Here is a 24,534-nt window from a genome sequence, read left to right as displayed (position 1 = left end):
ATTCACACATTCGCGACCGTGTCACGTCTCACGTGAAGTCGCACATCTTCACATTCTTTAGTATATCGTATTTCTGATTTCGTATTTATAAAAACTTCACCAGCGTTATTCCTTCGCCACCAAACTGCAGCGGAGCGTCATCAAACTCAAGCATATCCTTGTATTGCCGCAAGTGATTGCGGATTTCTTTTCTCAATATTCCGAATCCTTTTCCATGAAGAATTGAAAAAGATCTCACTCCCGTGAGCAAAGCTTCATCGAGAAATTTATCCAATTCCGTTATTGCTTCAATAACATTTTTGCCACGAAAATCAAGTTGATAAACTGCTTCTTTTTTTTCAGAAATAATATTAACTTTTTTTCGGGAATTGTTTTGTTTCTGTTTTTGCACTGCAACTGCTGAAAGTCGCGCTGCATCAACCGTCAGCGATGCAAGCTCAAACTGCACTTTTACTTTTTTGTTTTTAATTTCAGTAATTATTCCGGTTTCAGAGCCATCATCCAGTCGTACAAAATTCCCTACGACCAGCGGCTTTTTAGGCACATCATCTGCTTGATTCGTTTTCGTCAGCGGCAATGGTTCAATCGGGTTTTCCTTTGCTTTTTTCAACGACGCAGCTTTCTTCTCAAACTCAGTGCGGATGGCTTTCACTTTGTCATTGGCAGCTTGTTCCTGCTTGATATCGCGAATGGTTTTTTCAATCAGGGCGTTTGACTCCGCCAATAAATTTTTCGCTTCACTTTCGGCCTTCGAAATTATTCGATCACGATTCTCAACAATACTTTTATTAAGCTTGTTGTATTTTTCAATCAGTTCACTCACGAAATCTTCAGCTACTTCCAGCTCCCTGCGACGATCTTCGAGTTTCAATTTTTCGTTTTCAAGATCCTGGATCATCTTTTCCATTTCAATCCTGCCCTTGCCAATCCTGGCTGAAGCATTGGTCATGACATCTTCGGGCAGTCCGATGGATGAAGCAATTTCGATGGCAAATGAACTGCCGGGTTTGCCCGTTTTAAGCTTGTAGAGCGGCTTTAGCAGTTCATTATCGAAGAGCATGGCGCCGTTTATCACCCCATCGTGATTTGAAGCAAACATCTTCAGATTAAAATAGTGCGTTGTAATTACACCATAAACTCCATGTGCGTTGAGTATTTCCAATACCGATTCTGCAATAGCTCCACCACTTTCCGGCTCTGTGCCGCTGCCGAACTCATCTATAAGCACCAGACTATTATTATTTCCACGCTCCATAAACATTTTCATGTTCAGCAAATGCGATGAATAGGTGCTTAAATCATTTTCGATGGACTGCTGGTCACCAATATCAGCAAAAATATCACAAAAAGGAAATAGCGTTGTGCCTTCTGCGGCTGGTATCAGAAAACCGCACTGGAACATGTATTGCAACAGTCCGGTTGTTTTCATTGCCACCGATTTTCCACCGGCATTCGGACCGCTGATTATTATCATTCTCTGTTCAGGACCTAATTCGAGATCAAGCGGTACTATTTTTCTTCCTGACTTTTTCAACGATTCTTCGAGAACCGGATGCCGGCCCTGCATAATCGTGATTCTCCGTTCAGTAGAAATAACCGGCATTATAGCATTCTGTGAAACGGCGAGTTTAGCTTTACCATTTATAAAGTCGATGTGTCCAAGAAATCCGATATGCTCTAGTAATTCCGGAATCTGTGGCCTTATGCGGTCTGCAAGCCCGGTGAGAATTTTTGTAATCTCACGCTTCTCTCCAAATTCCAGATCCTGCACTTCGTTGTTCATCTCAAATATTTCAATCGGTTCAATAAAGACTGTTTGTCCCGTTGCCGATTCATCCAGCACAACGCCTTTAATCATGCGCTTTTTCGATGCGTTTACCGGAATTACCAAGCGACCACCACGAATACTGAGATTTACATCTTCGTCCACCTGACCTTTTTCTTTAAGACTTTTCAGCATAGACTGAATTGTCCTTTCAATCTTTTTGCGCTGTCCCGTAATTTCATTTCTGATTTCAGCAAGACGCTCCGAAGCATTGGAGCGTATTTCGCCATTTTCGTCCAGCACATTGCCAATTCTGGTTGCCAGCGATCCGTCAAAAACAATGCTGCTGATCCATTCTTTCAGCAATGGCGTCTTGTCTTCATTTCGCGAAAATAATGCTCGCAGATCCAACAGCTTTTCGATTATAAAAGCGATTGATTGCAAAACCGGAATTTCCACTACGGTCCCTGATGTTTTCAGATACTGAAGCTCCTGGCGGAAATCGTCGAATGCAAGAGCAGGAACGCCGCCAAGAAATTCATTAATGTATTTCATTTCAGCTGTCAGGCGAAGACTCTTTTCAATGGCTTGCGAATCATCGGTAAAAAACGCACTCTGTGCCAGTTCGCGGCCCACTGGCGTATAACAATCATCCAGCAATTTTGCTCTGATTTCCGAAAAACCCAAACGGGATTCTATGTATAAATAATCTTTCAAATCAAATTACTGATTAATCCACATTAAAAACACAAGACCATAAGCCACTGTTGCAATACACATCCCAATCTTGATCAGCAGTTTATTCTCGATTTTTTTTGTTTTGTTTACCAACGCAAGTATCGCAAGTGCCAGCAACAAATACATGGCGGCTATATATTCGGTCGTGCTGTTCTGAACACGTAAAAAATGGTCAGTTTTGTCCCCAATCACTTTGTAGGCGGAAATATAACCCACTATTGGAGTAACACGCAACAGGACCGAGTCTCCGACCGGCAATCCATTAAGCAAATGATCTTCGGAGAGTGTCAGTTTTTTACCGCAGGCAATAAAATATTTATTATCGGAAATAACAATGCTGCATTCCTGTATCTTCTTTGGAAGGAGACTATCTGTAATAAAAAACAATGCAATGCCAATAAAAATAAAATTTACCCAGGCCGGCCACAAAATTTTATGCATGGGAGTAGATTCAAAAGCATCGCTTTGCTTTTTGAATTCCTCATACCTCATACGTGCATAGGCCTTTGCTCTTTCCCGTGCCAGGTCTACAGGTGAAGCCGGTTTTGTATAACTACGCTGCTTTTGTTTTCTTTCTCCAATCAGAATCTCATACGCTTCAGTAATTCTGATAAACTGTTCCGCCGCATCAGCAGCTGGATTCATGTCGGGATGAAACTTCCGGGCAAGAAATCGGTAAGCCTTCTTTATTTCAGTAAGCGTGGCATTTTCAGGTACGCCAAGAATATGATGATATTCCGACACAGTTTGGATTGCGATTAAGTAAACTGTTCGCCTTTTTCAATCATAACATCGTTCACATACTGACGGATGTTCTGCTCGTCTTCTTTTTTGACAACCATCAGAATATTATCAGACTCTACAACAATGTAATCATCGAGGCCCTGCAACAACACCATTTTTTCCTGCGGCATGTGTACAAGACAATTTCTGCAATCATACATCATTACATTCTTGCCCACAATGGCATTTCCGCTTTGATCGCGCTGGCGGTTTTCATAAAGAGAACCCCAGGTGCCAAGGTCACTCCAGCCAAAATCAGATGCAACAACATAAACATTATCGGCTTTTTCCATTACTGCATAGTCAATGGAAATATTTTTACAAAGCATGTAGGTTTGAAAAATAAAGTCGGCTTCATCAACCGTACGATAGATTTTTTCTCCTTTTGCAAACAGCGCGCTCATTTCCGGAACATATTTCTGGAAAGCATCAATAATGCTTTTCAGCGTCCACACAAAAATGCCGCTATTCCAGAGAAAATCACCGCTTTTAATAAATTCCTTTGCAAGCTCAAGTTGTGGTTTTTCGGTAAACGTTTTCACTTTCTTGATTCTTGAGTCCCCTTCCAGCTTTTGTCCTTCAAGATACTGAATGTAGCCGTATCCGGTGTCGGGACGAGTAGGCATTATACCAAGCGTCATCAGCCAGTCATTGTGCTGCGAGGCTGTGGCAGATGATTTCAGATGGTCGATAAATGCATCTTCATCAAAAATGATATGATCGGATGGACAGACAATCATCGTTGCATCCGGATCGAATGAATTTATCCGGTACGCAGCATAGGCAATACAAGGAGCAGTATTTCTTCTGGAAGGTTCCGACAGAATGTTTTCCGGATTTATGAGTGGCAGCTGCTTTTTAACCAGCTCAACATAATTTTCATTGGTTACTACTAAAATGTTTTCAGCAGGACAAACTTTCAGCAGTCGATCAAACGTAAGCTGAATCAACGTCTTGCCCATTCCAAGCACATCAATAAACTGCTTTGGCTTCAATGTCCGGCTCATAGGCCAGAAACGCGTTCCGAGGCCACCGGCCATAATTACACAATAAATGTTTCCCGTCATTACTTCCAGTCTTATTTCTGCAAAAATAGTCATTTTTCCTGTTTTGAACGCAGAATACGCCAAGATGGACAGGGTCAACGCATTTAAACACACAAAAATCCTTCTGAACCCTAGTTTATTCGCGCATTAAAACATTTTTGCAAGGTGCTCATGAGCTCAGCGCATTTCATGCACTTCGGTTCACAGAGGAACTCAGAGTGTTGCACAGAGTGGAATTTAATCCGCTGTGGTGGATCGGAGTATAAAAAGCAAAAGCTGATTGGAAAGGACACAACGTAGTTGTGTTGATCAATTACAGCATATCGAATTCTGGAAGCGCGCTTTCAAATTCACTTTGCTGTAATTGATATCGGCTTTTGCCCGATTAAATCAACTCTGTGTTACAAAGGTATGCCATATCACAATCAAAAATGCGGACAGGTTCTGCACTTTTTGGGATTGTATTTCTTCTCCGTTTTACACGCCGAAGCTGCAACCGATAAGGCCAGAATAAGAAGCAGCATGTATAAAACCGATTTTCTTTTCATTGAGTTTAGTCCCTTAGGCAAAATTAACTAATTTTGTAGAGTGTGGATGGATTCTCTGAAAAATTAACGTGAAACCAACCGCATTATTCTGCAACAAAACTTTTCATACCAGAGAAAATGAAAATACTGGTTTACCGCATAAGTTCCATTGGAGACATAATCCTGACAACACCGGTGGTGCGTTGTCTGAAAAAACAGCATCCCGATGCTGAAATACACTATATCACCCGAAAGCGTTATGCTGAAACAATGTCGTCGAATCCTTACATTTCGAAGCTCTGGTTGGTGAAAAAATCACCGCTCGAAATACTGGATGAACTGAAAGCAGAGAAATTCGACTACATGATCGACCTGCACCGAAACTGGCGTAGTCAGCGACTTATGGCTCATTTGAACACCAAGTACTACACCTTCAACAAACTGAACATCCGGAAATGGATTTTTACTAAACTAAAAATAAATCTGCTGCCTGACATTCATATTGTCGACCGCTATTTCAGGGCTGTCAGAAAACTACAGGTGGTGAATGACGAAGAAGGCCTTGATTTCTTTTTTCCAAAAGATTATAATCCGGAAATCACAAAAAATCTTCCTGACAAATACATTGCCCTTGCAATTGGAGGGACATACGCCACAAAACGATATCCGGCTGAACAAATTATCGAATTTGTGAAATCAATGTCTCTTCCTGTCATTCTGCTTGGTGGTAAAAGCGAAAATGAAACGGCCGGACTTATTGAAAAAAGTTGTTCTGAAAAAATTATTAATCTCTGCGATAAACTTTCCCTCACTGAATCGGCCGCAGTAATTGGTAAGTCAAAAATTGTGATTTCAAACGATACCGGAATGATGCACATTGCAGCGGCCCTGCACAAACCGCTCATCAGCATCTGGGGAAACACAGTGCCTGCTTTTGGCATGTATCCTTACTTTCCCGAAGGTCTTGAAAACAGATCGGAAATCGTTGAAAACAAAAATCTGCGCTGCCGGCCATGCAGCAAACTGGGTTATAAAAAATGTCCAAAAGAACATTTCAGATGCATGAAAGATATTTCGCCAATGCTGGTTGCTGAAAAAGCCCGCAAATTTATTGGCGTGTAAAAATGAGAATGTCGTGAAACAGCATCATCGATTCAATCAACCCTCGTGGTGATAAGGCTCATTTCGCATAATAGACAACGCCCGATAAATTTGTTCAGCCAGAATTAATCGAACCAGTTGATGAGGAAATGTAAGCTTTGATAAAGCCCATGTTTCATTTGCGCGCTGCTTCAGCTCATCGCCTGCACCAAAAGCACCTGCGATCACGAACACAATTCTGCGCGCACTTCCTGTATCCATTATTTTGCGAATATCCTGCGAAAAAGCAAGACTGGTGTGCTGTTTGCCCTTTTCATCCAGCAGAATAACGTAATCGCCCGGAACAAGTGCTTTCAGTATTTTTTCGTTTTCAGCTTTGACCATGGCTTTCACGTCGGGAATATGCTTTACATCCGTTGTTTCAACAATTTCCCATGGAAAATATTTCTGGATTCTGTTTCCATAAAAGGTCAATCCCTCCGAAACAAAGCTGACGCGCGTTTTCCCCGCTGCCAATAGAGTTAATTTCATAATACGGGCTGAGTTAGTTTCAAAAATTGTATCTTTGGCTTAGATTTTGACATCGCTGAGGAAAAATGCAAAATAATGAAATATTTTTTCATTCTCATATTAAGTTTTTTCAGTTTACAGGGATTTTCGGTGAATAATGACACTTTGAAAATTCCTGATATTTATGAAGTCAATGATAAAATTTCCGATGCCATTCGCTCAGGCGATGCCTCTCAGCTTGCCGCTTGCTTTGCTCCTACTATTCAGCTCAGTGTTCCCGGCAAAAAAGGTGATTTCAGCCGCACACAGGCTGAAATAATCATGCGTGATTTTTTCTCACAATATCCTCCTTCTTCGTTCACCGTAAATTCTGAAGGAAAAACTTCAGGCACCAATTATTACACATTGGGCTCTTATGTTTCCGGCGCAATCCGCTTCAAGGTTTATTATGTGATTCAAAAAGCGGATTCAGAAATAACCCTTCATATTCTCAAATTCGAAATTCAGTAAGATGCATAGCAGCCTGTCGATTGAACAAATCATTGATTTTGCATTAAAAGAAGACATTGGTCCCGGAGACCATACAACGTTGAGCACTGTTCCTGCCGAAAAACGTGGCAAAATGGCCCTGTTTGTAAAAGAAGAAGGAATTTTGGCTGGCATCGATCTTGCCCGGCAGATTTTTCATCATTATAATCCTGATATCTCTATGCAGATCATTTTGCGCGATGGCAGTGCGATCAGCAAAGGTGATATTGCTTTTTTGGTTGAAGGCCCCGTGCAAAATCTACTGACCTGCGAGCGACTGGTTCTGAATTTTATGCAACGCCTCAGCGGCATTGCCACTCAGACAAGCAAGATGGTGAAAATGCTCGAAGGCACCAACACCAAAATTCTGGATACCCGCAAAACGACACCGCTGCTTCGCGAACTTGAAAAAATGGCGGTGCGGATAGGTGGTGGCCACAATCACAGATTCGGATTGTTCGATATGATCCTGATCAAAGACAACCATGTTGATTTTGCCGGCGGAATCACAAAAGCATTGAATCAGGCAAAGCAATACCTTGCAGACAAGAAACTGGACCTCGAAATTGAAATCGAAGTCCGCGACATGGAAGAACTGAAAGAGGCGCTGGATGCAAATATTGCAAGCCGCATATTGATTGACAATTTCAAACCCGACAAGATGAAAGAAGCCGTTGCTTTTGTAAACGGCCGTGTAAAAACTGAAGCCAGTGGCGGAATTACCATCGACAATCTTCGGGAATATGCTGAAACCGGAGTTGATTTCATTTCTTCGGGAGCGCTCACGCATCATATAAAGAGTCTTGATTTAAGTCTGAAAGCACTTGACTAACGGCAACAATAAAAAGCGGATCCGATTGTCTGAGCTTCCTGTATATGGCAGGATGATCAATTATTCCAAAAACCACAAATTCCCGGGAAGCGAAGGTAGAAGCATCTATTCGGTGATGACTCTGGTAATGGAAGGATTTAGAAATTCTGTTCTTGCCATGAGAGCATCGGCACTTGCCTTTAAATTCATGATGGCAGCCATTCCTGCGCTCATTCTTGTCAACACGGCCCTTCCCATTCTGCTTCCGGATGAAAGCAAAGACATTCTTATTTCTATTTTCGGGACATTTCTTCCCCGGCAAATTTTCGCTTCAATTGTAAAACCAGTATCTGAGGCAGCATCGGGTTTTGCAGGCAGCGTTATCTCTGTAACTGCTATCACAACATTGTATTTTGCAGTAAATGGCATTAGAGCAAGCATTGTAATATTCAACAATTCATACCACACGCGCGAAAACCGCCCTTTGCATAAACAATTTGGAGTCGCTTTTCTGCTTGTTTTAATTCTTCTGCTGCTGGCCATGGTTGCGGTTCCGGTATTTTTTCTAAATCAGGCTGTCATCGACTGGCTGCGCGAAAAAAACATTCTTGGTCCTTTCTGGTCGGCGAGTCTTGTATTCATAGTCAAATACACTTTCTTTTTTCTTTTTATCACGTTTATTCTTGCAGCCATCTATTATCTCGCTCCGGCAAAAAAGAAACGTTTTCATTTGTTCAGCCCGGGAACGCTGATGGCGGCATTTCTCACGGTGATTGCATCTATCGGTTTTGATGCATTCATTTCAAGTTTTACAAGATATGAAGATGTGTACGGAGGCATTTCGGCTCTCTTTATTCTCATGCTTTTCCTTTTCATTCTATCCATGATATTTCTCATTGGTTTTGAAATCAACGCCGCGTTGTATTACGGCATCTCCAATGAAAAAGAAGACACACACTCCAATCAAATCTGATTCCCATGCTGGAAAAATACTCTACCAACGCACCTGCAAACGCTGAAAAAACTTCAACAGTCAATGAGACTGACCGTCTGGTTGAAAAATTGCGCGAACTGCAATCGGTGCTGTATGCCGAAAACAAACACAGCCTGCTTGTAATACTGCAGGGCATGGATGCATCGGGCAAAGACAGCACCGTGAAGCATGTTTTTGGAAAAATAAATCCAATGGGCGTGCGTGTAACACCATTTAAAAAACCAACGACTGAAGAATATGCGTATGATTTTATACGCAGGGTTCATAAGCACACACCCCCAACCGGGAAGATTCACATTTTCAATCGCTCGCATTACGAAGATATTTTAGTTCCTGAAGTTCACAAATTGTATCCGGCCGATAAAATAAAACGCAGGTATGATTATATTAATGGTTTTGAAAATCTGCTGAATGACAGCAACACGCATATACTGAAGTTCTATCTTCATATTTCCCGCGATGAGCAGGTGAAGCGTTTCAGCCGCAGGCTGACAAAACCCGATAAACATTGGAAATATGATCCGGCCGATATTTCAGAATCGCGCAAATGGGATGAATACATGGATGTGTATGAAAAAATCTTCAAAAAATGCAGCCCTGAAATTCCCTGGATAATTGTACCTTCCGACGATAAATGGTACCGCAATTATCTGGTGGCCAAACACGTTGTTAAAGCACTGGATGCGCTCGACATGAAATATCCCAAAGGGTTTTTTGATGACGAAAACAATCGCATCGAGGCAGAAAAAGCACTCGAAGAGTACAAAAAACGATGATCAGATCAAAACAGATTTTTTAATTTTACAAAAAAATCCCATGAAATACTTTTTTGCAACCACCATCATTGCCGCATTGTTTCTGAGTTCCTGCGGAAATTCCGAGAAAAAGGAAAAGGAAGAAATGAAGGCTTTTGAAGACAGTATTAAAAAAGACACCAGCGTAAACTCGTCAGTGAATGCCGCCAACGATTTTTTGAACGATACAACCGTAAGTGTGGACTCTGCTTCGAATACAAAGAGTAATCGCTAATTGAATTTTTTGGATTGAAAAATCCAGAAAATAATTCACTGAAGGGCATCTCTAAAAACCCATTTTTGTCACATTGAGTCCTGCCTGCTGTCCCTCGACTGAGAATACTTTTCTTTTGCCCGCCAAAAGAAAAGTATCAAAAGAAAAACTCGTCGCTTGAACATTTTGCGGGAAATCGATGAACTGCCCCCCACAGCCTGAAATAACTCGCTGCATGGAACATCTTCTTGAATAAATCAGCTCAGACAGATTTCAGGCATCATGCCTTCGGCGCCCGCCCTTCTCTTCATCGATTTCTGATCCGCAAAATGTTATGCGACATCCCAAAGACATATGTTGAAAATCGCTCTGTTTTTTCTTGTTTTTGCTATCAAAAATCAGCCATTAGTACGGTGAAAAGTGAAAAAAACGATTCTAAACATTCTGTTATCAGGCAGTCGAAATTATTTTAGCGCAATAACGATCAAAGCTGTCAAAAGTCAGGACATTGAGCCCTGCGTTCCGCAGGATAAACTCCGTCGAAATATTGATAGCGGGGTAAACTCCGTCGAAATGTCGACAGCTGGGTAAACTCCATGATCAATTCCGCCTAATCGCCTGTTTTAATCAGGGATTTCATTTGCGTCGTGGGTTTCTTATGAAATCAATCATTAATATTACGGCAAATGCTGCCAGCGCCGAAACGGCAGCATACAGAGCAACCTCAAGGATTGCCTGCATTGAAATAGTAGCGAAAATGGGGTTGAAGGAAAGCGCTTTTCCCATTCCCCCGGCCATCCCTGATGCCGTTGATACAATCGAATTTGTTTCGTTCTGTGACATATCTTTGCGTTTTTGCCCAATGTCGGGCGGTTAGTGATACAAAGATGTGTCGGGGTGCGGGGTGTACTGGTGCAAAAGTTAACCAACCAGGGCGAAATGGTGCATTGTTATAAACCAGCAAGTTGTTTCTGGACCTAATTTCAGCTATAAATATTTTTTGACGCAGAAAATAAGATTTGCATTGACTCAATTGCTATATTTGTGTTGCGTTTGCAGGACGTTGTGCTTAATTGTGACTACCAAATACTAATCAAATGAGATTTGAAACTAAAACAGAAAGAACATTAAAAACAAATTAAGAAATTAATGAATGTCAAATTTGAGAGAGAGTTGAAAAGTGATAGATTAACCATTAAACCAGGAATGATTTTAATAATAATTGGAGCTGTATTTGGTTATATATCATTTATAATTCAGTATGATCCATTGTTAAAACTGATATGTGCAGTAGTTTCTGGCAGTTTAATAATCATCGGCATTATTTTATCTCAACGAAAACAGTCAATTTGTCTGACTAGTAGTGAATTGAAAATTGTTACAACCATATTAAATAATCAAAAAGAAAAATCATATTTATTAAATAAGATTGAGAATTTACAATATGAAGAGAATCTCAAGTCAAATGTATATACTTCAAAAGGACAAGTCAAGGTGATGGGAATAGATGTTACTCCCGAGAGCATGAAAAATCATTATTATCACAAAGAAATAATCAGTTTTGATTATGAAGGAAGAAGCATTGAGATTGGAAAATGGAAGAAAAAATTTGATGGTAAGATATTGTATAACATGATTAAACAAATAAACAACTAAGCACAACACTCAATATCGCCAATAAAGGTTTCAGTAGTATGCGAAGGGTTGTAGCCCGCTTCAACATTGCATACATCCTGACCAGAAATTATTAAACAGAATATTACATTTATATGATGGTAATTGCTATATTTGTGGTGCGTCTGCGGGACGTTATGCGTCATTTTAGGACAACCGACACCGACAGAATAAAATGCTAAAAAAGTCTTTTAAATATCTACTCATAGCGACAGTAAATTTAACCGTCTTGACTGCTCTACTTGCATTTTGGACAGACGAACTTGAATTAATATTCAACGACTTGGTTAGACCATTGGGGTTTTTAAAGATACTCGGCTTTACAGCACTTGCACTTATTGGTATGCGAATACTTATTTTCTACTTCCGAAAGAAAAATATACAAGCGACACGGACCAAATTAAAATCAGCTATTATTCTGACAGTTTTAATCTCATCATACTTGTATGTTGACTATTCCATAAAGTTTGTAAAGAATGTAATCATAAACCGACAATTTAGAAGTGAAATTGCTGACAAAATCAAACCGGCAAATGGACTTGCTAACGGGACAACAGCAGAAAATTTGACAATCAGAGAATATCAAGAAATTGCAGGAATGAATTGGTTTCCAAAACTGCCAATTGAAGCAACGAACATTATGTATAATTATCAATATGATGGTTTCTTACCCGACTATTCATTCTCTTTGGCATATGACCTGCCAAAGGAAATGAAAGTTGAGACCATAAATTATGAAAGCGGAGACTTTACAAAGTCTCAGACATTTGAAATTATAGACAATAAAAAACGAGTGACTTACAATGAGAGTGAGCGATAAAAAACGAACGCATAACAGCACCTACAAGAAATTGGCGGTTCAGTGGTTTAATGAAGTTTTGTGCTCCGAAACCCGCCCGAACGCAAAGCCCAAAAACGTTATTCAGCACGCAAAGAAAACACAGTCGAAAATTAAAACAAGGGAATCATGATTGGCAAGTACAAAGGACATTATCAATATGATAATCAAAAAATCCAGAAGCAATTAAAACATGATCTGACTTTGTTTAATCTTGAAATAACAGAATTTGAAAACGGACATTTTAACGGATTTGTTGAGGATGATATTGATACTGGAGGTACACCCGGGAAAGGTATAATAAATGGTGAAAAGAACGGGAACGAAATCACATTTATTAAAGAAATGCCAATAGCTAGTTTTTTGATTAATGGGAAAATGAAAACATATAATAAAAAACATCCGAAGATATATTATAAAGGAACAATAACAGATGATAAAATTGAGGGTTTTTGGAAAATAAAATTTGGTGTTTTCATGAACGGATTAATGATGTTAATAGGTGTAAAGACAACAGGAACATGGCAAATGGGCAAAAGCAAAGCCGCAAATCGTTAAACGTCATTCATATTTTACAACAATCAAAAGGAACATAACATGAAAAATTCAAAATTGAACAATTGCTATCTATACGTATTGGATACAATGGCCGATTGGGAGATTGCTCAGATTACCGCGGAACTGAACAGCGGAAGATTCCTAAAAAACGGGAAAGTAACTATCCGGAAGGTTTCTCAAAGCCTGAATCCTGTAACATCAATGGGTGGAATGAGCATTACTGCAGATTTGAAACTATCTGAAGTTGAATTTTCTGATGGTGATTTGCTGATTCTTCCTGGCGCGGATACATGGATGGAGGAAGAGCAGAAGAGTGTAATTGAAATAGTTGAAAACCTGATTGACCGCGGTGTTATTGTGGCAGCAATATGCGGTGCAACAGCTGCATTAGCAAATGCTGGGATTTTAAATAGCCGAAAGCACACGAGTAATGGCAAAGGATTTCTGGAAATGATGTGTCCTGAATATAAAGGACAAGATAATTATATCGACTGTCCGGCAGTGTGCGACGGCAATCTGATAACAGCTTCCGGATTGGCACCACTGGAGTTTACATATGAAATCTTGAAGAGAACCGAAGTAATGAAGGAAGAAACAGTCTCGGCCTGGTACAAGTTGTATAGTACGAAAGAGTCAAGGTATTTCTTTGAACTTATGGAGTCAATGAAGTGATATTGAACGCAGGGTCTATTGGTGCAAAAGTTAACCAACCAGGGCGAAGTAGTGCAAAGTGTTACAAAGTTGGGCGAAAGTGAAATGATTTTTATGAAAACAAGCATGTATCTTGAATAATAAGCTCTGGTTTGATTATTCAACTATTATTTTTTTTGAGAAAGAAATTTTGCTGTTTTTAAAATTGAGAACGTAAAGCCCTTTGAAAGGGATGCTGATGCTTTGGCAAGCTGAATTCAGAGTTCCGGTTGAAAGGACTTTTCCGTTAAGATCAAGTATGGAATATTGTAAAGGTAAATACCCTGATTGACTAAGCTCAATTTGAACTAAACCATTGCAAGGATTGGGATAGATAAAGCAACTAAATTCGTTAAAGTCATGAATTGAAGCAAATCCAGATGTGTTGGTTTTAATAAGATATATTTCATTGTCTGCTGAAAAACTATAGGTAAATCCTAGTATTACAAACCCATTATCAATGGACTGAAACACCTTCCGACTCCAGTCATTTCCACTGCCCCCAAAGGTTTTTGTCCATAGCGTGTCGCCGTTGAGATTTATTTTCATTAAAAGAATATCAGAACTAACCAACTTTTCATCTGATTTCAACATGGTCTGGTCTGAAATTCCAAATGTGCTGTTGAGCTTTTTTGCTGAAAAATCTTTTATTCCTGATACAATATAGTTACTATCACTAGTCTTCCTGATACATGCAGCTCTTTCATCTTCACCCCGGTCATATCTCTTTATCCATTGTTGAGTTCCAGTATTGTCTGTTTTAATAACCATTGCATCTGTTTCACCCGTAGGGTCTTCAATAGAACCGGCCAAAACATATCCATTATCCAAAGTTGTTTCAACAGATGATACAATTAAGCTGCTTGTATCATTTGCAATTTCAGTTGTCCAGGTGGTGTCGCCAAATTCATCTGTTTTAAGAAGCCATATATTGCTTTTTTGTGCGGAACCCTGATTCCTTATCATTGCCGCAAGGAAATAGCCATCATCAGGTGTTTGCTTAAATTCATTTATATCATTAATCTCCAGTTTTTCATAGTTTTTGCTCCACGACAAATTACCATTTAAATCTGTTTTAATCAAATAAACTGATGAAAATACAGTAGCATAACTCATGGAATAACCAACAAGTGCATAACCATCACTTGTCTCAATTACATCATAAGCTTCATCTTGTAATGTGCCGCCAAAAGTCTTGGTCCATAATGTATCACCAACAGAGTTTATTCTGATTAAGTATGCATCCAATTGCCCTGCGCCGAAACTTTCAGTACTGCCTGCAATAATGAATCCGCCATCAATTGTTTGTCGAATAGCAGTTCCCCTGTCAAATTGAGCACCTCCATATTTTTTTGTCCACAATGTATCACCGTACTCATTAGTTTTGATAAGATATACATCGCCGTTGATGTCTCCAAAACTTTTAGTCTGGCCGGTTATAATATAGCCTCCATCAGTGGTTTGTTGTACATCTCCGGCAATATCATCACCACTTCCCCCATAATGACGCTGGAACATAATCTGGGCATGGCTTGTATAAAGAATTGCCATGAATAGCAGTAGAAATACACCTTTTTGTTTCAACTTTCAAAATATTGTGACCAAAGATATTAAATTATATTACAAAATATTATATTTTTCATGAATGTTTTCTGAACCAACACACACCGTTTTTAATCTCAAATAATTCATTCAGTCCTTAAAAAGAATAGTTGAAATCAATATTTCAAAAACAGGTAAACCCGTTTTTCGAATGGTTTTGTAATTGGCACTTTGAAATAATAGATATATTATCTATACAGATTATATTTCAATAGTTTTCAATTGAATTTTATCATGAAGACCAGCGTACTGGGCCTTCAATGAAAACTATTGAAATTAAACCTTCTAACAAGGCTATTACCCGGTTTCTTTTCTATCGGTTTAAGCCACCTGCGAAAAGTGTTTCGGCTAACCCCATATTCCAGGGCTGATTCTTTTACCACAAACTGTGCAATGCCCTAACCCGACCTGTTTCGAAACAAACATTAGGGCACTTCTAAAAACCTCATTTTGTATGCAATCAACAAGTCTTCTCACGATTTAACAAGGTTGACATTTAGTTGATTGCAGCGATATTTCGACGGAGTTTACCCCGCTATTCATCCTTCGACTCCGCTCTGGATGACAGCGGCGGGGCTCAATATGACAAAAATGGGTTTTTAGAGATGCCCATTAATTGAAATATTCCAGCGCCTCTTTCACCATGTTATCATTGTGAATGATTATCTGGTAGTACGCTTCGATACCGAATAATTCACGCGCGATATTGGCTTTTACAAAAGCTTCCCCGGTAGCTTTATCCTGTGCTGCGACGGTCCCTGAATTAATTCCTCCCGCAGCAAAAACTGCATTGGTCACTACCTCCGGAACCTGAAATCCGTTTTTGAATTTAGCGATATCAGGATATTTGGTTTTTATGCTTTTTCTGTTACCATCTACAAACTGAAAAACCAATTCGAATAGTTTTCCGGATGAGAAAAATCCGGTTTGAAAACCCTGACTCATTGTGTAATCATGCAGAACAAGTGAGTCCGGAATAATGCCGCCTCCGCCATACACAGGACGACCTTTGCTGGTGCGGTAAACCAGCGTGTCATTCTTTTTCAGATTGTATTCGCGCGCTGCAGAATCGTTGAGCATAAGCGACTTGTAGAAATCGAGATAATACTCTTCATATCCTTCTTCGTATGGGCGCTGAATGCAACGGCCACTGGGTGTATAATACCTGGCCACGGTTAAGCGAAAAGCTGATCCATCCTTCAGTTCATGCTGTTCCTGTACCAGTCCTTTTCCAAACGAGCGACGCCCGATGATGAGTCCACGGTCATTGTCCTGAACAGCACCTGCAAGAATTTCGCTGGCCGAAGCAGAAAACTCATCAATCAGAATCACAACCTTACCATCTTCGAAGCGGCCACCATTGCGCGAATGGTAAAACTTATCCTTTCGGTGTAATCCTTTTGTATAAACTATGGTGCTTCCTTCGGGAAGAAAATCATCAGCAATATCAACGGCATAATCAAGATATCCGCCACCATTGTCGCGCAAATCAAGAATCAGGTTTTGCATGCCGGCAGGCTGCAACTCATTCATGGCCTCGACAAATTCATCATAAGTAGTTGCGGAAAATGAATTCAACTTAATGTAACCGGTCGATTTGTTTATCATGAAAGCCGCATCCAGACTATTGAGCGGAATAACATCACGGATGATGGTGTAATCGCGCAACCCTTTAACACCTTTTCTGAAAATGCCCAGAACAACTTTGGTTCCTTTCGGACCCTTCAGCAATTTCAGAACATCATCGTTTTTTATACCAATGCCCGCCACTGTTTTTCCATCCACTTTTACAATACGATCGCCGGGCATGACGCCTTTACGGGCACTGGGACCGTTGGCAATAGGATCAATAACGATGATGGTATCTTCTTCGATCCGAAACTGCACTCCAATTCCTTCAAACGATCCGCTGAGCTGATCATTAACAGCATCCAGCTCAAGTTTCGGAATATAAACCGAGTGCGGGTCAAGCTTTTCAAGCATTCCCGCGATGGCATCATCAACCAAAGCGTCATATCCTATGCTGTCAACATAGTTGTCATACGCATATTGAATGACTTCATCAATTTTGCCCTGCTTCTGAGTAGAAGTTTCGGACCTTCCCGAAAAACCGGAAAGAAAATATCCGCCTGCCAATCCTGCAGCAAGCAATAAAGCGTAAATGAGCGGTTGAAGTGGTTTATGCATTGCGGGAATCTCAGATTATTTCTTTGGCTGCCAGTAGCACATCTTCGGTGATTCAATCTTGCCACTGGTCTTTAGCGTTTTCATTGCTTTGTCAACTTCTTTGCGATCGATTCCTGTTGCTTCAGCGATCTGTCCGGCCGACATGGCTTTGCCACCTTTATTCATGGCGTCAAGTACTTTTTCTTCGGTTGTCATAACAATGATTTTTTGATGATTTACAAAGTTACACTTTCTTTGGTCTCAGTTTCTCCGACAAAACATTTATCAGGTTTTCTGCAGGAATCCGGATCTGCTCCATGCTGTCGCGCTCACGAATGGTGACCGTATTATTTTCCATTGTTTCATTATCCACCGTGATGCAGAAAGGAGTTCCGATGGCATCCTGTCTGCGGTAGCGGCGACCAATGGCATCTTTTTCGTCGTACTGCACCATAAATTCCTGACGAAGATCCTCCACGATTTTCATGGCGACTTCCGGCATACCATCTTTTTTCACCAGCGGAAGCACAGCGGCTTTGATGGGGGCGAGAAAATGCGGAATATGCAAAACGGTGCGTACAGAGCCATCTTCGAGCGTCTGCTCTTCGAACGCATGACTGAAAACAGCCAGGAATGTGCGATCGAGACCTATCGAAGTTTCTACCACGTAAGGCACATAGTTTTCGTTTGATTCAGGATCGAAATACTGAAGTTTCTTTCCGCTGAATTTCTGATGCGCGTTTAAATCGAAATCGGTACGGCTGTGAACACCTTCCAGTTCCTTGAAACCAAATGGAAATTGGAATTCAATATCAGCAGCAGCGTTGGCATAATGCGCCAGTTTTTCATGATTGTGCCAGCGATATTTCGAAGCCGGAATACCCATGGACATATGCCATCTCATTCGCTCTTCGCGCCATTTTTCGTACCATTCCATTTCGGTTCCGGGCTTCACAAAAAACTGCATTTCCATCTGCTCGAATTCGCGCATGCGAAAAATAAATTGACGAGCCACTATTTCGTTGCGGAAAGCTTTGCCGGTCTGTGCAATTCCAAACGGAATTTTCATGCGACCGGTTTTATAAACATTCATGAAATTCACAAAAATTCCCTGCGCTGTTTCAGGACGAAGATAAATGGATTCGGCCCCTTCGGCAACTGATCCCATGCGGGTTTCGAACATCAGATTGAATTGTCTGACATCGGTCCAGTTGCGTGAACCGCTCATTGGGCAAACGATTTCGAGATCAACGATAAGTTGACGAACACCTTCAAGATCGCCGGCTTCGAGCAAAGTAGCCATTTGATGCACGGCATCGTCGCCTTTTTTCCGGTACTCCAGCACGCGTGGATTGGTGCTGCGAAACAGAGCTTCGTCAAAAGTATCACCAAAACGTTTCTTTGCTTTTTCTATTTCTTTTTCTGCTTTTTCGAATTGCTTTTCCGCATAATCTTCAATCAGCACATCGGCGCGATAACGCTTTTTGCTGTCTTTGTTATCGATGAGCGGATCGTTGAATGCATCGACATGGCCGGATGCTTTCCAGGTTGTAGGATGCATAAAAATAGCCGCATCGATTCCAACAATATTTTCGTGCATCTGCACCATGCTTTTCCACCAGTAGCTGCGAATATTGTTTTTGAGTTCCGAGCCATACTGACCATAGTCGTACACGGCACTCAGTCCGTCATAAATTTCAGAAGAAGGAAAAATAAAACCGTATTCCTTGGCATGGGAAACAATTTTTTTAAAAAGGTCGTCGCTCATGGGATGTGTTGTTTAATGAGGGTGCAAAAGTAATAAATATCGCATTGCTATTGTGGACATTCCTTTTTTTGAAGTGCTGCGCTTTTTTTGATCACGGATGTGTCTCACCCAACTATTCCATGTTCTTCGCGTTGCTCTGAACTATGAAATGCTGGATGGCTGCGGCTTTTAGAAAAGAAAACGTCGGTTTTGTCCGGAAACACAATAAAAAAATACGTATTTTTGAAAGCTGAAAACCTCAACTACGCCTATTAAAGTATGACAACAAGTATTATTATCACACTTTGCGTTCTGATTCTCATATCGTATATTTTTGATCTCACTTCAGCAAGAACAAAAATTCCGTCCGTTATTTTACTGCTGCTGATTGGATGGCTGTTGCGACAGATTGCCATTCAGTTTAACATTAACGTTCCCGACCTCACCGAAGCACTTCCGGTGATTGGAACCATCGGGCTTATTCTCATCGTGCTTGAAGGGTCCATGGATCTTGAATTGAACCGGTCGAAAAAAAAGGTTGTAATACACTCCACGCTGATGGCATTCTTGCCAATGCTGATACTCGGAGCCGGGCTGGCAATCATTGTTCAGAATGTAACGGACGTTTCGTTCAAAACTGCTCTGATAAACGTTATTCCGCTATGCGTGATCAGCAGCGCCATTGCAATACCCAGCGCACAATTGCTCAGCAAAGCCAACAGAGAGCTGGTTACTTATGAGTCCAGTCTTTCCGATATAATCGGAGTGGTTATCTTCAATTTTGTTGCTCTGAATGACAGTTTCGGCTGGCTCACATTCGGAAACTTTTTTCTTCAGATACTGATTACACTGGCAATTTCATTTGTTGGGATCATGGGCCTTTCAGTGCTTTTGCATTCAATTACGCATCATGTAAAGTTTGTACCAATCATCATGCTGATTATTTTGCTATATGCTATTACAAAAATTCTCCATCTGCCCGGACTCATATTTATAATGTTGTTTGGAATTTTTCTTGCAAATCTTGAACTGTTGCGGAAGGTGAAATGGGTAAAGGTTTTTCACATCGAGTCGCTAAAAAAAGAACACCTGCGATTCAAGGAAATTGTTGCTGAGGGATCCTTTCTGATCAGGACTTTGTTTTTTCTTCTTTTTGGTTTTATGATCGAAACTGAAGATCTGCTCGACACCGAAAGTCTGCCGTGGGCCATGGCCATTACCGCCGCGATTTTCATCATCCGTTTGGCTTTCATGAAGCTGTTGAAAATAACCGAAAAGTCCATTTTATTCATTGCTCCGCGCGGACTCATTACAATTCTTCTTTTTCTGTCTATTGCACAGAGCGACAAAATTGGTCTGATCAGCACTTCGCTCGTTATTCAGATTGTGATAATCACAGCGCTGTTTATGATGTTCGGTCTGATGCAAAACAAAAAAACAAAAGCAAAACCGCATGAAACTCCTGCAGAACCAAAGCCTGAAGAGCCAGCCGGCAATGCAGCACAATAAACCACGGCAATTCGAGTTATTTTGCTAATTTTGCATGCTTAATATGAATAAGGTGATCAGATTCAAACTCAACAAACTTTTGCCAAACACTGTTTTTGCAATTCTTATTGCTGCCGGCTTTATCCTTTCAGGATGCACCGCCGATGAGCAGCTGGGACTTGACATTCAGCCACCCGGCGATGAACTCAATGCTGTTAAATCAGATACGTTTTTAATCACGGCCTTTACCCGACTGGCCGATAGTGTGAAAACGGATGAAACAGCCGTAAGTCTGGCCGGTTATTATACCGACCCTGTATTCGGACCAACCAAAGCTTCGTTTTGCACCCAGCTTCGCCTGTCAGGAACCGATGTTGATTTCGGCAACAATGTGGTGATCGACTCCGTGATTTTACATCTGGAGTATTACAACATTTACGGGAACAATAAACAAAACAACAGGATGACCTTCAATGTGCACGAGCTAAAAAACTCCATTTCGCCCGACAGCTCCTATTACGCCTTTTCGCCCATTGAATCAGGCCAAAGGCTTGGAAGCATTTCGTTTTTGCCGAACAACAATGACAGCATTTATATAGACGGCGAAAGACTTGGACCGCAGCTGCGGATTCCGCTGGATAAGAATCTGGGCAAACGCGTTGTTGAAGCATCCACCATGGGGGCTTTGTCATCAAATGCAACCTTTGAAGAATTCTTCCACGGAATAAGTGTTGTCCCCACATTGGAAAACCAAAACGGTTCAATCATTTCTTTCGATGTGCTTTCAGCCAATTCAGGCCTTTCGGTTTACTATCACAACGACACCGACACGCTTAGCTATAAGTTTAATATCACTATGGCTTGTGCCCGTTACAATAATTTCAACCATTACTCTTTTGCCGGTGGCAATCCCGATCTCCTTGCTCAGGTGAACGGCGATACAGCACTGGGTCAACAAAAACTATATCTTCAGCCACTCGGAGGAACAGAAGTTGTACTAAAATTTCCCGACATTGAATCACTCAATAGCGCATTCTCGGTGATTATAAACAGGGCAGAGCTTTTTATTCCTGCCGACCAGTCAGATGTCACCAATGAGAATTATCCGCGACCAGTCAAACTGGCGCTGGTAGCACTTGACGAAGATGGAGATTATGCATTTCTGAGCGACAACACTATAGATGCTGAAACATACGGTGGCTTTTATGATGAAAATCTTGGCTGTTACCGTTTTGTGATTACAAGACACATGCAGGACTTAATTACCGGGGGGAAAACGTCCTATGGATATGTACTTATGGTCAGCGGCACGTCTATTTACGGCAACAGGGTTATCCTTAACGGCCCCGACAACGCCAATCCGATGAAACTTGAATTAACATACACTTTGATTCAATAAAATCAATAAAACTTATCTGTTATGTGTGGAATTGTTGGTTATCTGGGGCCACGTCAGGCCTATCCTATTCTGATTAATGGTTTACATCGTCTTGAATACCGAGGTTATGACAGCGCCGGAGTTGCTCTGGTTAATGGCGGCCTGCGTGTTTTCAAAAGCATGGGAAAAGTCCGTGATCTGGAAGAATTGGTTAAAAATGAGAATCTAAGCGGAACTATTGGAATCGCTCATACACGCTGGGCCACACACGGTGAGCCCAACCAGGTGAATGCACATCCGCATGTTTCTCCTTCCGGAAAAATGGCTATGATTCACAATGGAATTATTGAAAATTACGCCATTCTGAAAGAAGAATTGATTAACCGCGGATATGAATTTAAAAGCCATACAGATACTGAGGTACTCATTCATCTGATTGAAGACATTCAAATAAACGAAAAAACAAGTCTGGTCGAAGCTGTGCAAATCGCTCTCAGTCAGGTTATCGGAGCTTATGCCATTGTAATCACCTCGCAGGATAATCCCAACATGCTCATTGCTGCAAAAAAGGGAAGTCCCATGGTTATTGGCATTGGCACAGACGAATTTTTTATTGCCTCCGATGCAACTCCCATTGTTGAATACACTAAAAACGTTGTTTACCTCGAGGACGAGGAAATTGCCATTCTTGAACGTGGTCAGGAACTGAAGATCAAAACAATTAAAAATATTGATAAAACTCCTTATGTTCAAAAACTTGAGATAAATCTGGGCGCCATCGAAAAGGGCGGATACCCTCATTTCATGCTCAAGGAAATTCATGAACAACCCAACTCTATACGCGACTGTATGCGTGGTCGCCTTTCGGCGGATCAGGGAATTATTTCTTTAGGCGGAATTGTTGACTATGAGCAGAAACTCTGCAATGCAAAACGAATCATCATTGTTGCCTGCGGAACTTCGTGGCATGCAGGTCTTGTGGGCGAATATCTGATCGAAGATCTGGCCCGCATCAACGTTGAGGTTGAATATGCTTCAGAATTTCGTTACCGCAACCCTGTGATCACTGAAGACGACATCATTATAGCCATCAGCCAGTCGGGCGAAACCGCCGACACCCTGGCGGCCATCAAACTTGCAAAGTCGAAAGGCGCCACCATTCTGGGAATCTGCAATGTGGTCGGCTCCACCATTGCCCGCGCCACCGACGCCGGAAGCTATACTCACGCCGGACCCGAAATCGGGGTGGCCTCCACCAAAGCATTTACAGCTCAGGTGACCATTCTTACGATGCTGGCCCTGATGCTTGGACACCAGCGCGGCACCATCAGTAAATCGAAATACAATCAGTATATTCATGAGCTGGACCGCATTCCCGAAAAAGCTAAAATCACGCTCGATAAAGCGCATGGCATTATTGAAAAAATTGCTGAACAATACAAAGATGTTCGAAACTTTCTGTATCTGGGACGCGGATATAATTTCCCGGTAGCCATGGAAGGCGCACTGAAACTCAAAGAGATTAGTTATATCCATGCCGAAGGCTATCCTGCTGCTGAAATGAAGCATGGTCCCATCGCGCTTATTGACGAAAAAATGCCGGTGGTTGTAATTGCGACCAATCGCGGAACTTACGATAAAGTTGTATCCAATATTCAGGAGGTGAAAGCCCGCGCCGGAAAAATCATTGCCGTTGTTACGGAAGGCGATACTGCTGTAAAGGGAATGAGCGATTATGTGATGGAAATTCCTGAAACCGAAGAATTTTTGGTGCCGCTGCTGGCCACTATTCCGTTGCAGCTGCTGGCTTACCATATTGCTGTGCTGCGGGGATGTAATGTTGATCAGCCGCGCAACCTGGCTAAGTCGGTCACGGTGGAGTAGCGCGCAGAGAGACTTTACACAAGCATCGCGCAGAGAACGCAAAGACGCAGGGAAATATTACTAAAGTTTCGCGCAGAGAACGCGGAGGCGCAGAGAGATTTTACAAAAGTCTCGCGCAGAGAACGCGGAGGCGCAGAGAGATTTCATCTTCCGCGAATTATTCACTCATTATATTGTTTTCAGAGGTGTTCATGAGCTCAGCGCCTTGCAGTCGCTTCGGTTACGCTAATGAACGCGAAGGAATCATCTTCCCTCAGCATGTCTCTTATGAACGCTAATGCGAATCTTCACTTCATCTTCGATGAAGCTTGATTCTATGGGACGCGCAGAGAACGCTGTGACGCAGAGAAATATTACATAAGTTTCGCGCAGAGGGCGCAAAGACGCAAAGAATTTTGCCACGAAGGCGCGAAAAAGAATATTGAACAAGGAACAAGGAAGTAAGAAGTAAGTTTGAATTAATGTGTAATGTAGCGTTCTCACTTCCTTGTTCTTTATTTCTTGTTCCTTGTTCGCCCGGGCTCGACCTAAACTTCGGTTCGAATTCAATACAGTTCTCGTTCAAGACAAAATTCTCATTACCCGATTTCCGGAACTCCGGTATTTTATTAAGGTATGTCCACAATAGCCTAATCCGATCGATGTGTTAATTATTTTCGGAAAATTTTTTAATCTTAATTAATAGTTTGTAATAGTGT

General features: G+C 41.3%; 22 protein-coding genes. 14 read left to right on the top strand and 8 right to left on the bottom strand.

What is annotated here, in order from left to right; all coding sequences use genetic code 11:
* Window positions 1-85: 85 nt before the first annotated feature.
* Genes A2W93_06755 through A2W93_06745 form a run of 3 tightly spaced genes read right to left on the bottom strand, consistent with a single transcriptional unit; the run spans window position 86 to window position 4,353 of the window.
* Window positions 86-2,482, bottom strand: coding sequence for a hypothetical protein (locus A2W93_06755; protein ID OFY53318.1), 2,397 nt, complete (start codon window positions 2,480-2,482; stop codon window positions 86-88).
* Between the two features lie 6 nt (window positions 2,483-2,488).
* Window positions 2,489-3,247: a hypothetical protein gene (locus A2W93_06750; protein ID OFY53317.1), complete on the bottom strand. Its 759-nt coding sequence runs from the start codon at window positions 3,245-3,247 to the stop codon at window positions 2,489-2,491.
* Window positions 3,248-3,261: 14 nt separating this feature from the next.
* Window positions 3,262-4,353, bottom strand: a complete 1,092-nt coding sequence (locus A2W93_06745) for a mannose-1-phosphate guanylyltransferase (protein ID OFY53356.1) — start codon at window positions 4,351-4,353, stop codon at window positions 3,262-3,264.
* Window positions 4,354-4,997: 644 nt separating this feature from the next.
* Here A2W93_06745 and A2W93_06740 point away from each other — a divergent pair.
* Entirely contained in the window at window positions 4,998-5,981 is a 984-nt protein-coding gene (locus A2W93_06740) for a hypothetical protein (protein ID OFY53316.1), read from the top strand.
* A gap of 36 nt (window positions 5,982-6,017) precedes the next feature.
* Here A2W93_06740 and A2W93_06735 read toward each other — a convergent pair whose 3' ends face one another.
* Window positions 6,018-6,491, bottom strand: a complete 474-nt coding sequence (locus A2W93_06735; GenBank protein OFY53315.1) for a hypothetical protein — start codon at window positions 6,489-6,491, stop codon at window positions 6,018-6,020.
* 75 nt (window positions 6,492-6,566) lie between these two features.
* Between A2W93_06735 and A2W93_06730 the strand changes: the two genes are divergently transcribed.
* The 10 genes from A2W93_06730 to A2W93_06685 all read left to right on the top strand — a co-directional run bounded on the left by A2W93_06730 (window position 6,567) and on the right by A2W93_06685 (window position 13,553).
* Window positions 6,567-6,980: a hypothetical protein gene (locus A2W93_06730; protein ID OFY53314.1), complete on the top strand. Its 414-nt coding sequence runs from the start codon at window positions 6,567-6,569 to the stop codon at window positions 6,978-6,980.
* A gap of 1 nt (window position 6,981) precedes the next feature.
* Complete coding sequence (locus A2W93_06725; GenBank protein ID OFY53313.1) at window positions 6,982-7,830, top strand: nicotinate-nucleotide diphosphorylase (carboxylating); 849 nt, start codon at window positions 6,982-6,984, stop codon at window positions 7,828-7,830.
* Window positions 7,831-7,882: 52 nt separating this feature from the next.
* A complete protein-coding gene (locus tag A2W93_06720; protein OFY53312.1) occupies window positions 7,883-8,782 on the top strand; it encodes a hypothetical protein in 900 nt (299 codons plus the stop codon).
* A gap of 5 nt (window positions 8,783-8,787) precedes the next feature.
* The gene (locus tag A2W93_06715; protein ID OFY53311.1) at window positions 8,788-9,579 is read left to right on the top strand and encodes a hypothetical protein; all 792 of its coding nucleotides are present in this window, start codon (window positions 8,788-8,790) and stop codon (window positions 9,577-9,579) included.
* Between the two features lie 40 nt (window positions 9,580-9,619).
* Window positions 9,620-9,832: a hypothetical protein gene (locus A2W93_06710; protein OFY53310.1), complete on the top strand. Its 213-nt coding sequence runs from the start codon at window positions 9,620-9,622 to the stop codon at window positions 9,830-9,832.
* A gap of 637 nt (window positions 9,833-10,469) precedes the next feature.
* Complete coding sequence (locus tag A2W93_06705) at window positions 10,470-10,688, top strand: hypothetical protein (GenBank protein ID OFY53309.1); 219 nt, start codon at window positions 10,470-10,472, stop codon at window positions 10,686-10,688.
* 491 nt (window positions 10,689-11,179) lie between these two features.
* Entirely contained in the window at window positions 11,180-11,467 is a 288-nt protein-coding gene (locus A2W93_06700; GenBank protein ID OFY53308.1) for a hypothetical protein, read from the top strand.
* A gap of 193 nt (window positions 11,468-11,660) precedes the next feature.
* Window positions 11,661-12,305 (top strand): hypothetical protein, encoded by a 645-nt coding sequence (locus A2W93_06695; protein ID OFY53307.1) that lies wholly within the window; start codon window positions 11,661-11,663, stop codon window positions 12,303-12,305.
* A 147-nt stretch (window positions 12,306-12,452) separates the two neighbouring features.
* On the top strand, window positions 12,453-12,881 hold the full coding sequence (locus tag A2W93_06690; GenBank protein ID OFY53306.1) for a hypothetical protein: 429 nt from the start codon (window positions 12,453-12,455) through the stop codon (window positions 12,879-12,881).
* Window positions 12,882-12,935: 54 nt separating this feature from the next.
* Entirely contained in the window at window positions 12,936-13,553 is a 618-nt protein-coding gene (locus A2W93_06685) for a glutamine amidotransferase (protein OFY53355.1), read from the top strand.
* Window positions 13,554-13,688: 135 nt separating this feature from the next.
* On the opposite strand, the gene A2W93_06680 is transcribed toward A2W93_06685, so the two are convergent.
* From A2W93_06680 to A2W93_06665, 4 genes are all read right to left on the bottom strand, one after another.
* Entirely contained in the window at window positions 13,689-15,155 is a 1,467-nt protein-coding gene (locus A2W93_06680) for a hypothetical protein (protein OFY53305.1), read from the bottom strand.
* A 630-nt stretch (window positions 15,156-15,785) separates the two neighbouring features.
* Window positions 15,786-17,360, bottom strand: coding sequence for a hypothetical protein (locus tag A2W93_06675; GenBank protein OFY53304.1), 1,575 nt, complete (start codon window positions 17,358-17,360; stop codon window positions 15,786-15,788).
* A gap of 15 nt (window positions 17,361-17,375) precedes the next feature.
* On the bottom strand, window positions 17,376-17,555 hold the full coding sequence (locus A2W93_06670) for a MarR family transcriptional regulator (GenBank protein OFY53303.1): 180 nt from the start codon (window positions 17,553-17,555) through the stop codon (window positions 17,376-17,378).
* A 28-nt stretch (window positions 17,556-17,583) separates the two neighbouring features.
* Window positions 17,584-19,107, bottom strand: coding sequence for a glycine--tRNA ligase (locus A2W93_06665; GenBank protein ID OFY53302.1), 1,524 nt, complete (start codon window positions 19,105-19,107; stop codon window positions 17,584-17,586).
* A 258-nt stretch (window positions 19,108-19,365) separates the two neighbouring features.
* Between A2W93_06665 and A2W93_06660 the strand changes: the two genes are divergently transcribed.
* From A2W93_06660 to A2W93_06650, 3 genes are read left to right on the top strand one after another with little or no spacing between them, the layout of a single operon-like run.
* Entirely contained in the window at window positions 19,366-20,595 is a 1,230-nt protein-coding gene (locus A2W93_06660; protein ID OFY53301.1) for a sodium:proton antiporter, read from the top strand.
* 43 nt (window positions 20,596-20,638) lie between these two features.
* On the top strand, window positions 20,639-21,973 hold the full coding sequence (locus A2W93_06655) for a hypothetical protein (GenBank protein ID OFY53300.1): 1,335 nt from the start codon (window positions 20,639-20,641) through the stop codon (window positions 21,971-21,973).
* A 21-nt stretch (window positions 21,974-21,994) separates the two neighbouring features.
* A complete protein-coding gene (locus A2W93_06650; GenBank protein OFY53299.1) occupies window positions 21,995-23,836 on the top strand; it encodes a glutamine--fructose-6-phosphate aminotransferase in 1,842 nt (613 codons plus the stop codon).
* The last annotated feature ends 698 nt before the right edge of the window (window positions 23,837-24,534 follow it).

The organism is Bacteroidetes bacterium GWF2_43_63, assembly GCA_001769275.1.
GTDB lineage: Bacteria > Bacteroidota > Bacteroidia > Bacteroidales > DTU049 > GWF2-43-63.
This window is presented reverse-complemented; position numbering and strand designations above follow the sequence as displayed.

Coding starts and splice junctions, on each gene's coding strand:
- A2W93_06745 (OFY53356.1), bottom strand. CDS start 4,353: ATGACGGGAAACATTTATTGTGTAATTATGGCCGGTGGCCTCGGAACG.
- A2W93_06675 (OFY53304.1), bottom strand. CDS start 17,360: ATGCATAAACCACTTCAACCGCTCATTTACGCTTTATTGCTTGCTGCA.
- A2W93_06665 (OFY53302.1), bottom strand. CDS start 19,107: ATGAGCGACGACCTTTTTAAAAAAATTGTTTCCCATGCCAAGGAATAC.
- A2W93_06660 (OFY53301.1), top strand. CDS start 19,366: ATGACAACAAGTATTATTATCACACTTTGCGTTCTGATTCTCATATCG.
- A2W93_06690 (OFY53306.1), top strand. CDS start 12,453: ATGATTGGCAAGTACAAAGGACATTATCAATATGATAATCAAAAAATC.
- A2W93_06695 (OFY53307.1), top strand. CDS start 11,661: ATGCTAAAAAAGTCTTTTAAATATCTACTCATAGCGACAGTAAATTTA.
- A2W93_06715 (OFY53311.1), top strand. CDS start 8,788: ATGCTGGAAAAATACTCTACCAACGCACCTGCAAACGCTGAAAAAACT.
- A2W93_06720 (OFY53312.1), top strand. CDS start 7,883: ATGATCAATTATTCCAAAAACCACAAATTCCCGGGAAGCGAAGGTAGA.
- A2W93_06655 (OFY53300.1), top strand. CDS start 20,639: ATGAATAAGGTGATCAGATTCAAACTCAACAAACTTTTGCCAAACACT.
- A2W93_06740 (OFY53316.1), top strand. CDS start 4,998: ATGAAAATACTGGTTTACCGCATAAGTTCCATTGGAGACATAATCCTG.
- A2W93_06725 (OFY53313.1), top strand. CDS start 6,982: ATGCATAGCAGCCTGTCGATTGAACAAATCATTGATTTTGCATTAAAA.
- A2W93_06710 (OFY53310.1), top strand. CDS start 9,620: ATGAAATACTTTTTTGCAACCACCATCATTGCCGCATTGTTTCTGAGT.
- A2W93_06705 (OFY53309.1), top strand. CDS start 10,470: ATGAAATCAATCATTAATATTACGGCAAATGCTGCCAGCGCCGAAACG.
- A2W93_06730 (OFY53314.1), top strand. CDS start 6,567: ATGAAATATTTTTTCATTCTCATATTAAGTTTTTTCAGTTTACAGGGA.
- A2W93_06670 (OFY53303.1), bottom strand. CDS start 17,555: ATGACAACCGAAGAAAAAGTACTTGACGCCATGAATAAAGGTGGCAAA.
- A2W93_06735 (OFY53315.1), bottom strand. CDS start 6,491: ATGAAATTAACTCTATTGGCAGCGGGGAAAACGCGCGTCAGCTTTGTT.
- A2W93_06650 (OFY53299.1), top strand. CDS start 21,995: ATGTGTGGAATTGTTGGTTATCTGGGGCCACGTCAGGCCTATCCTATT.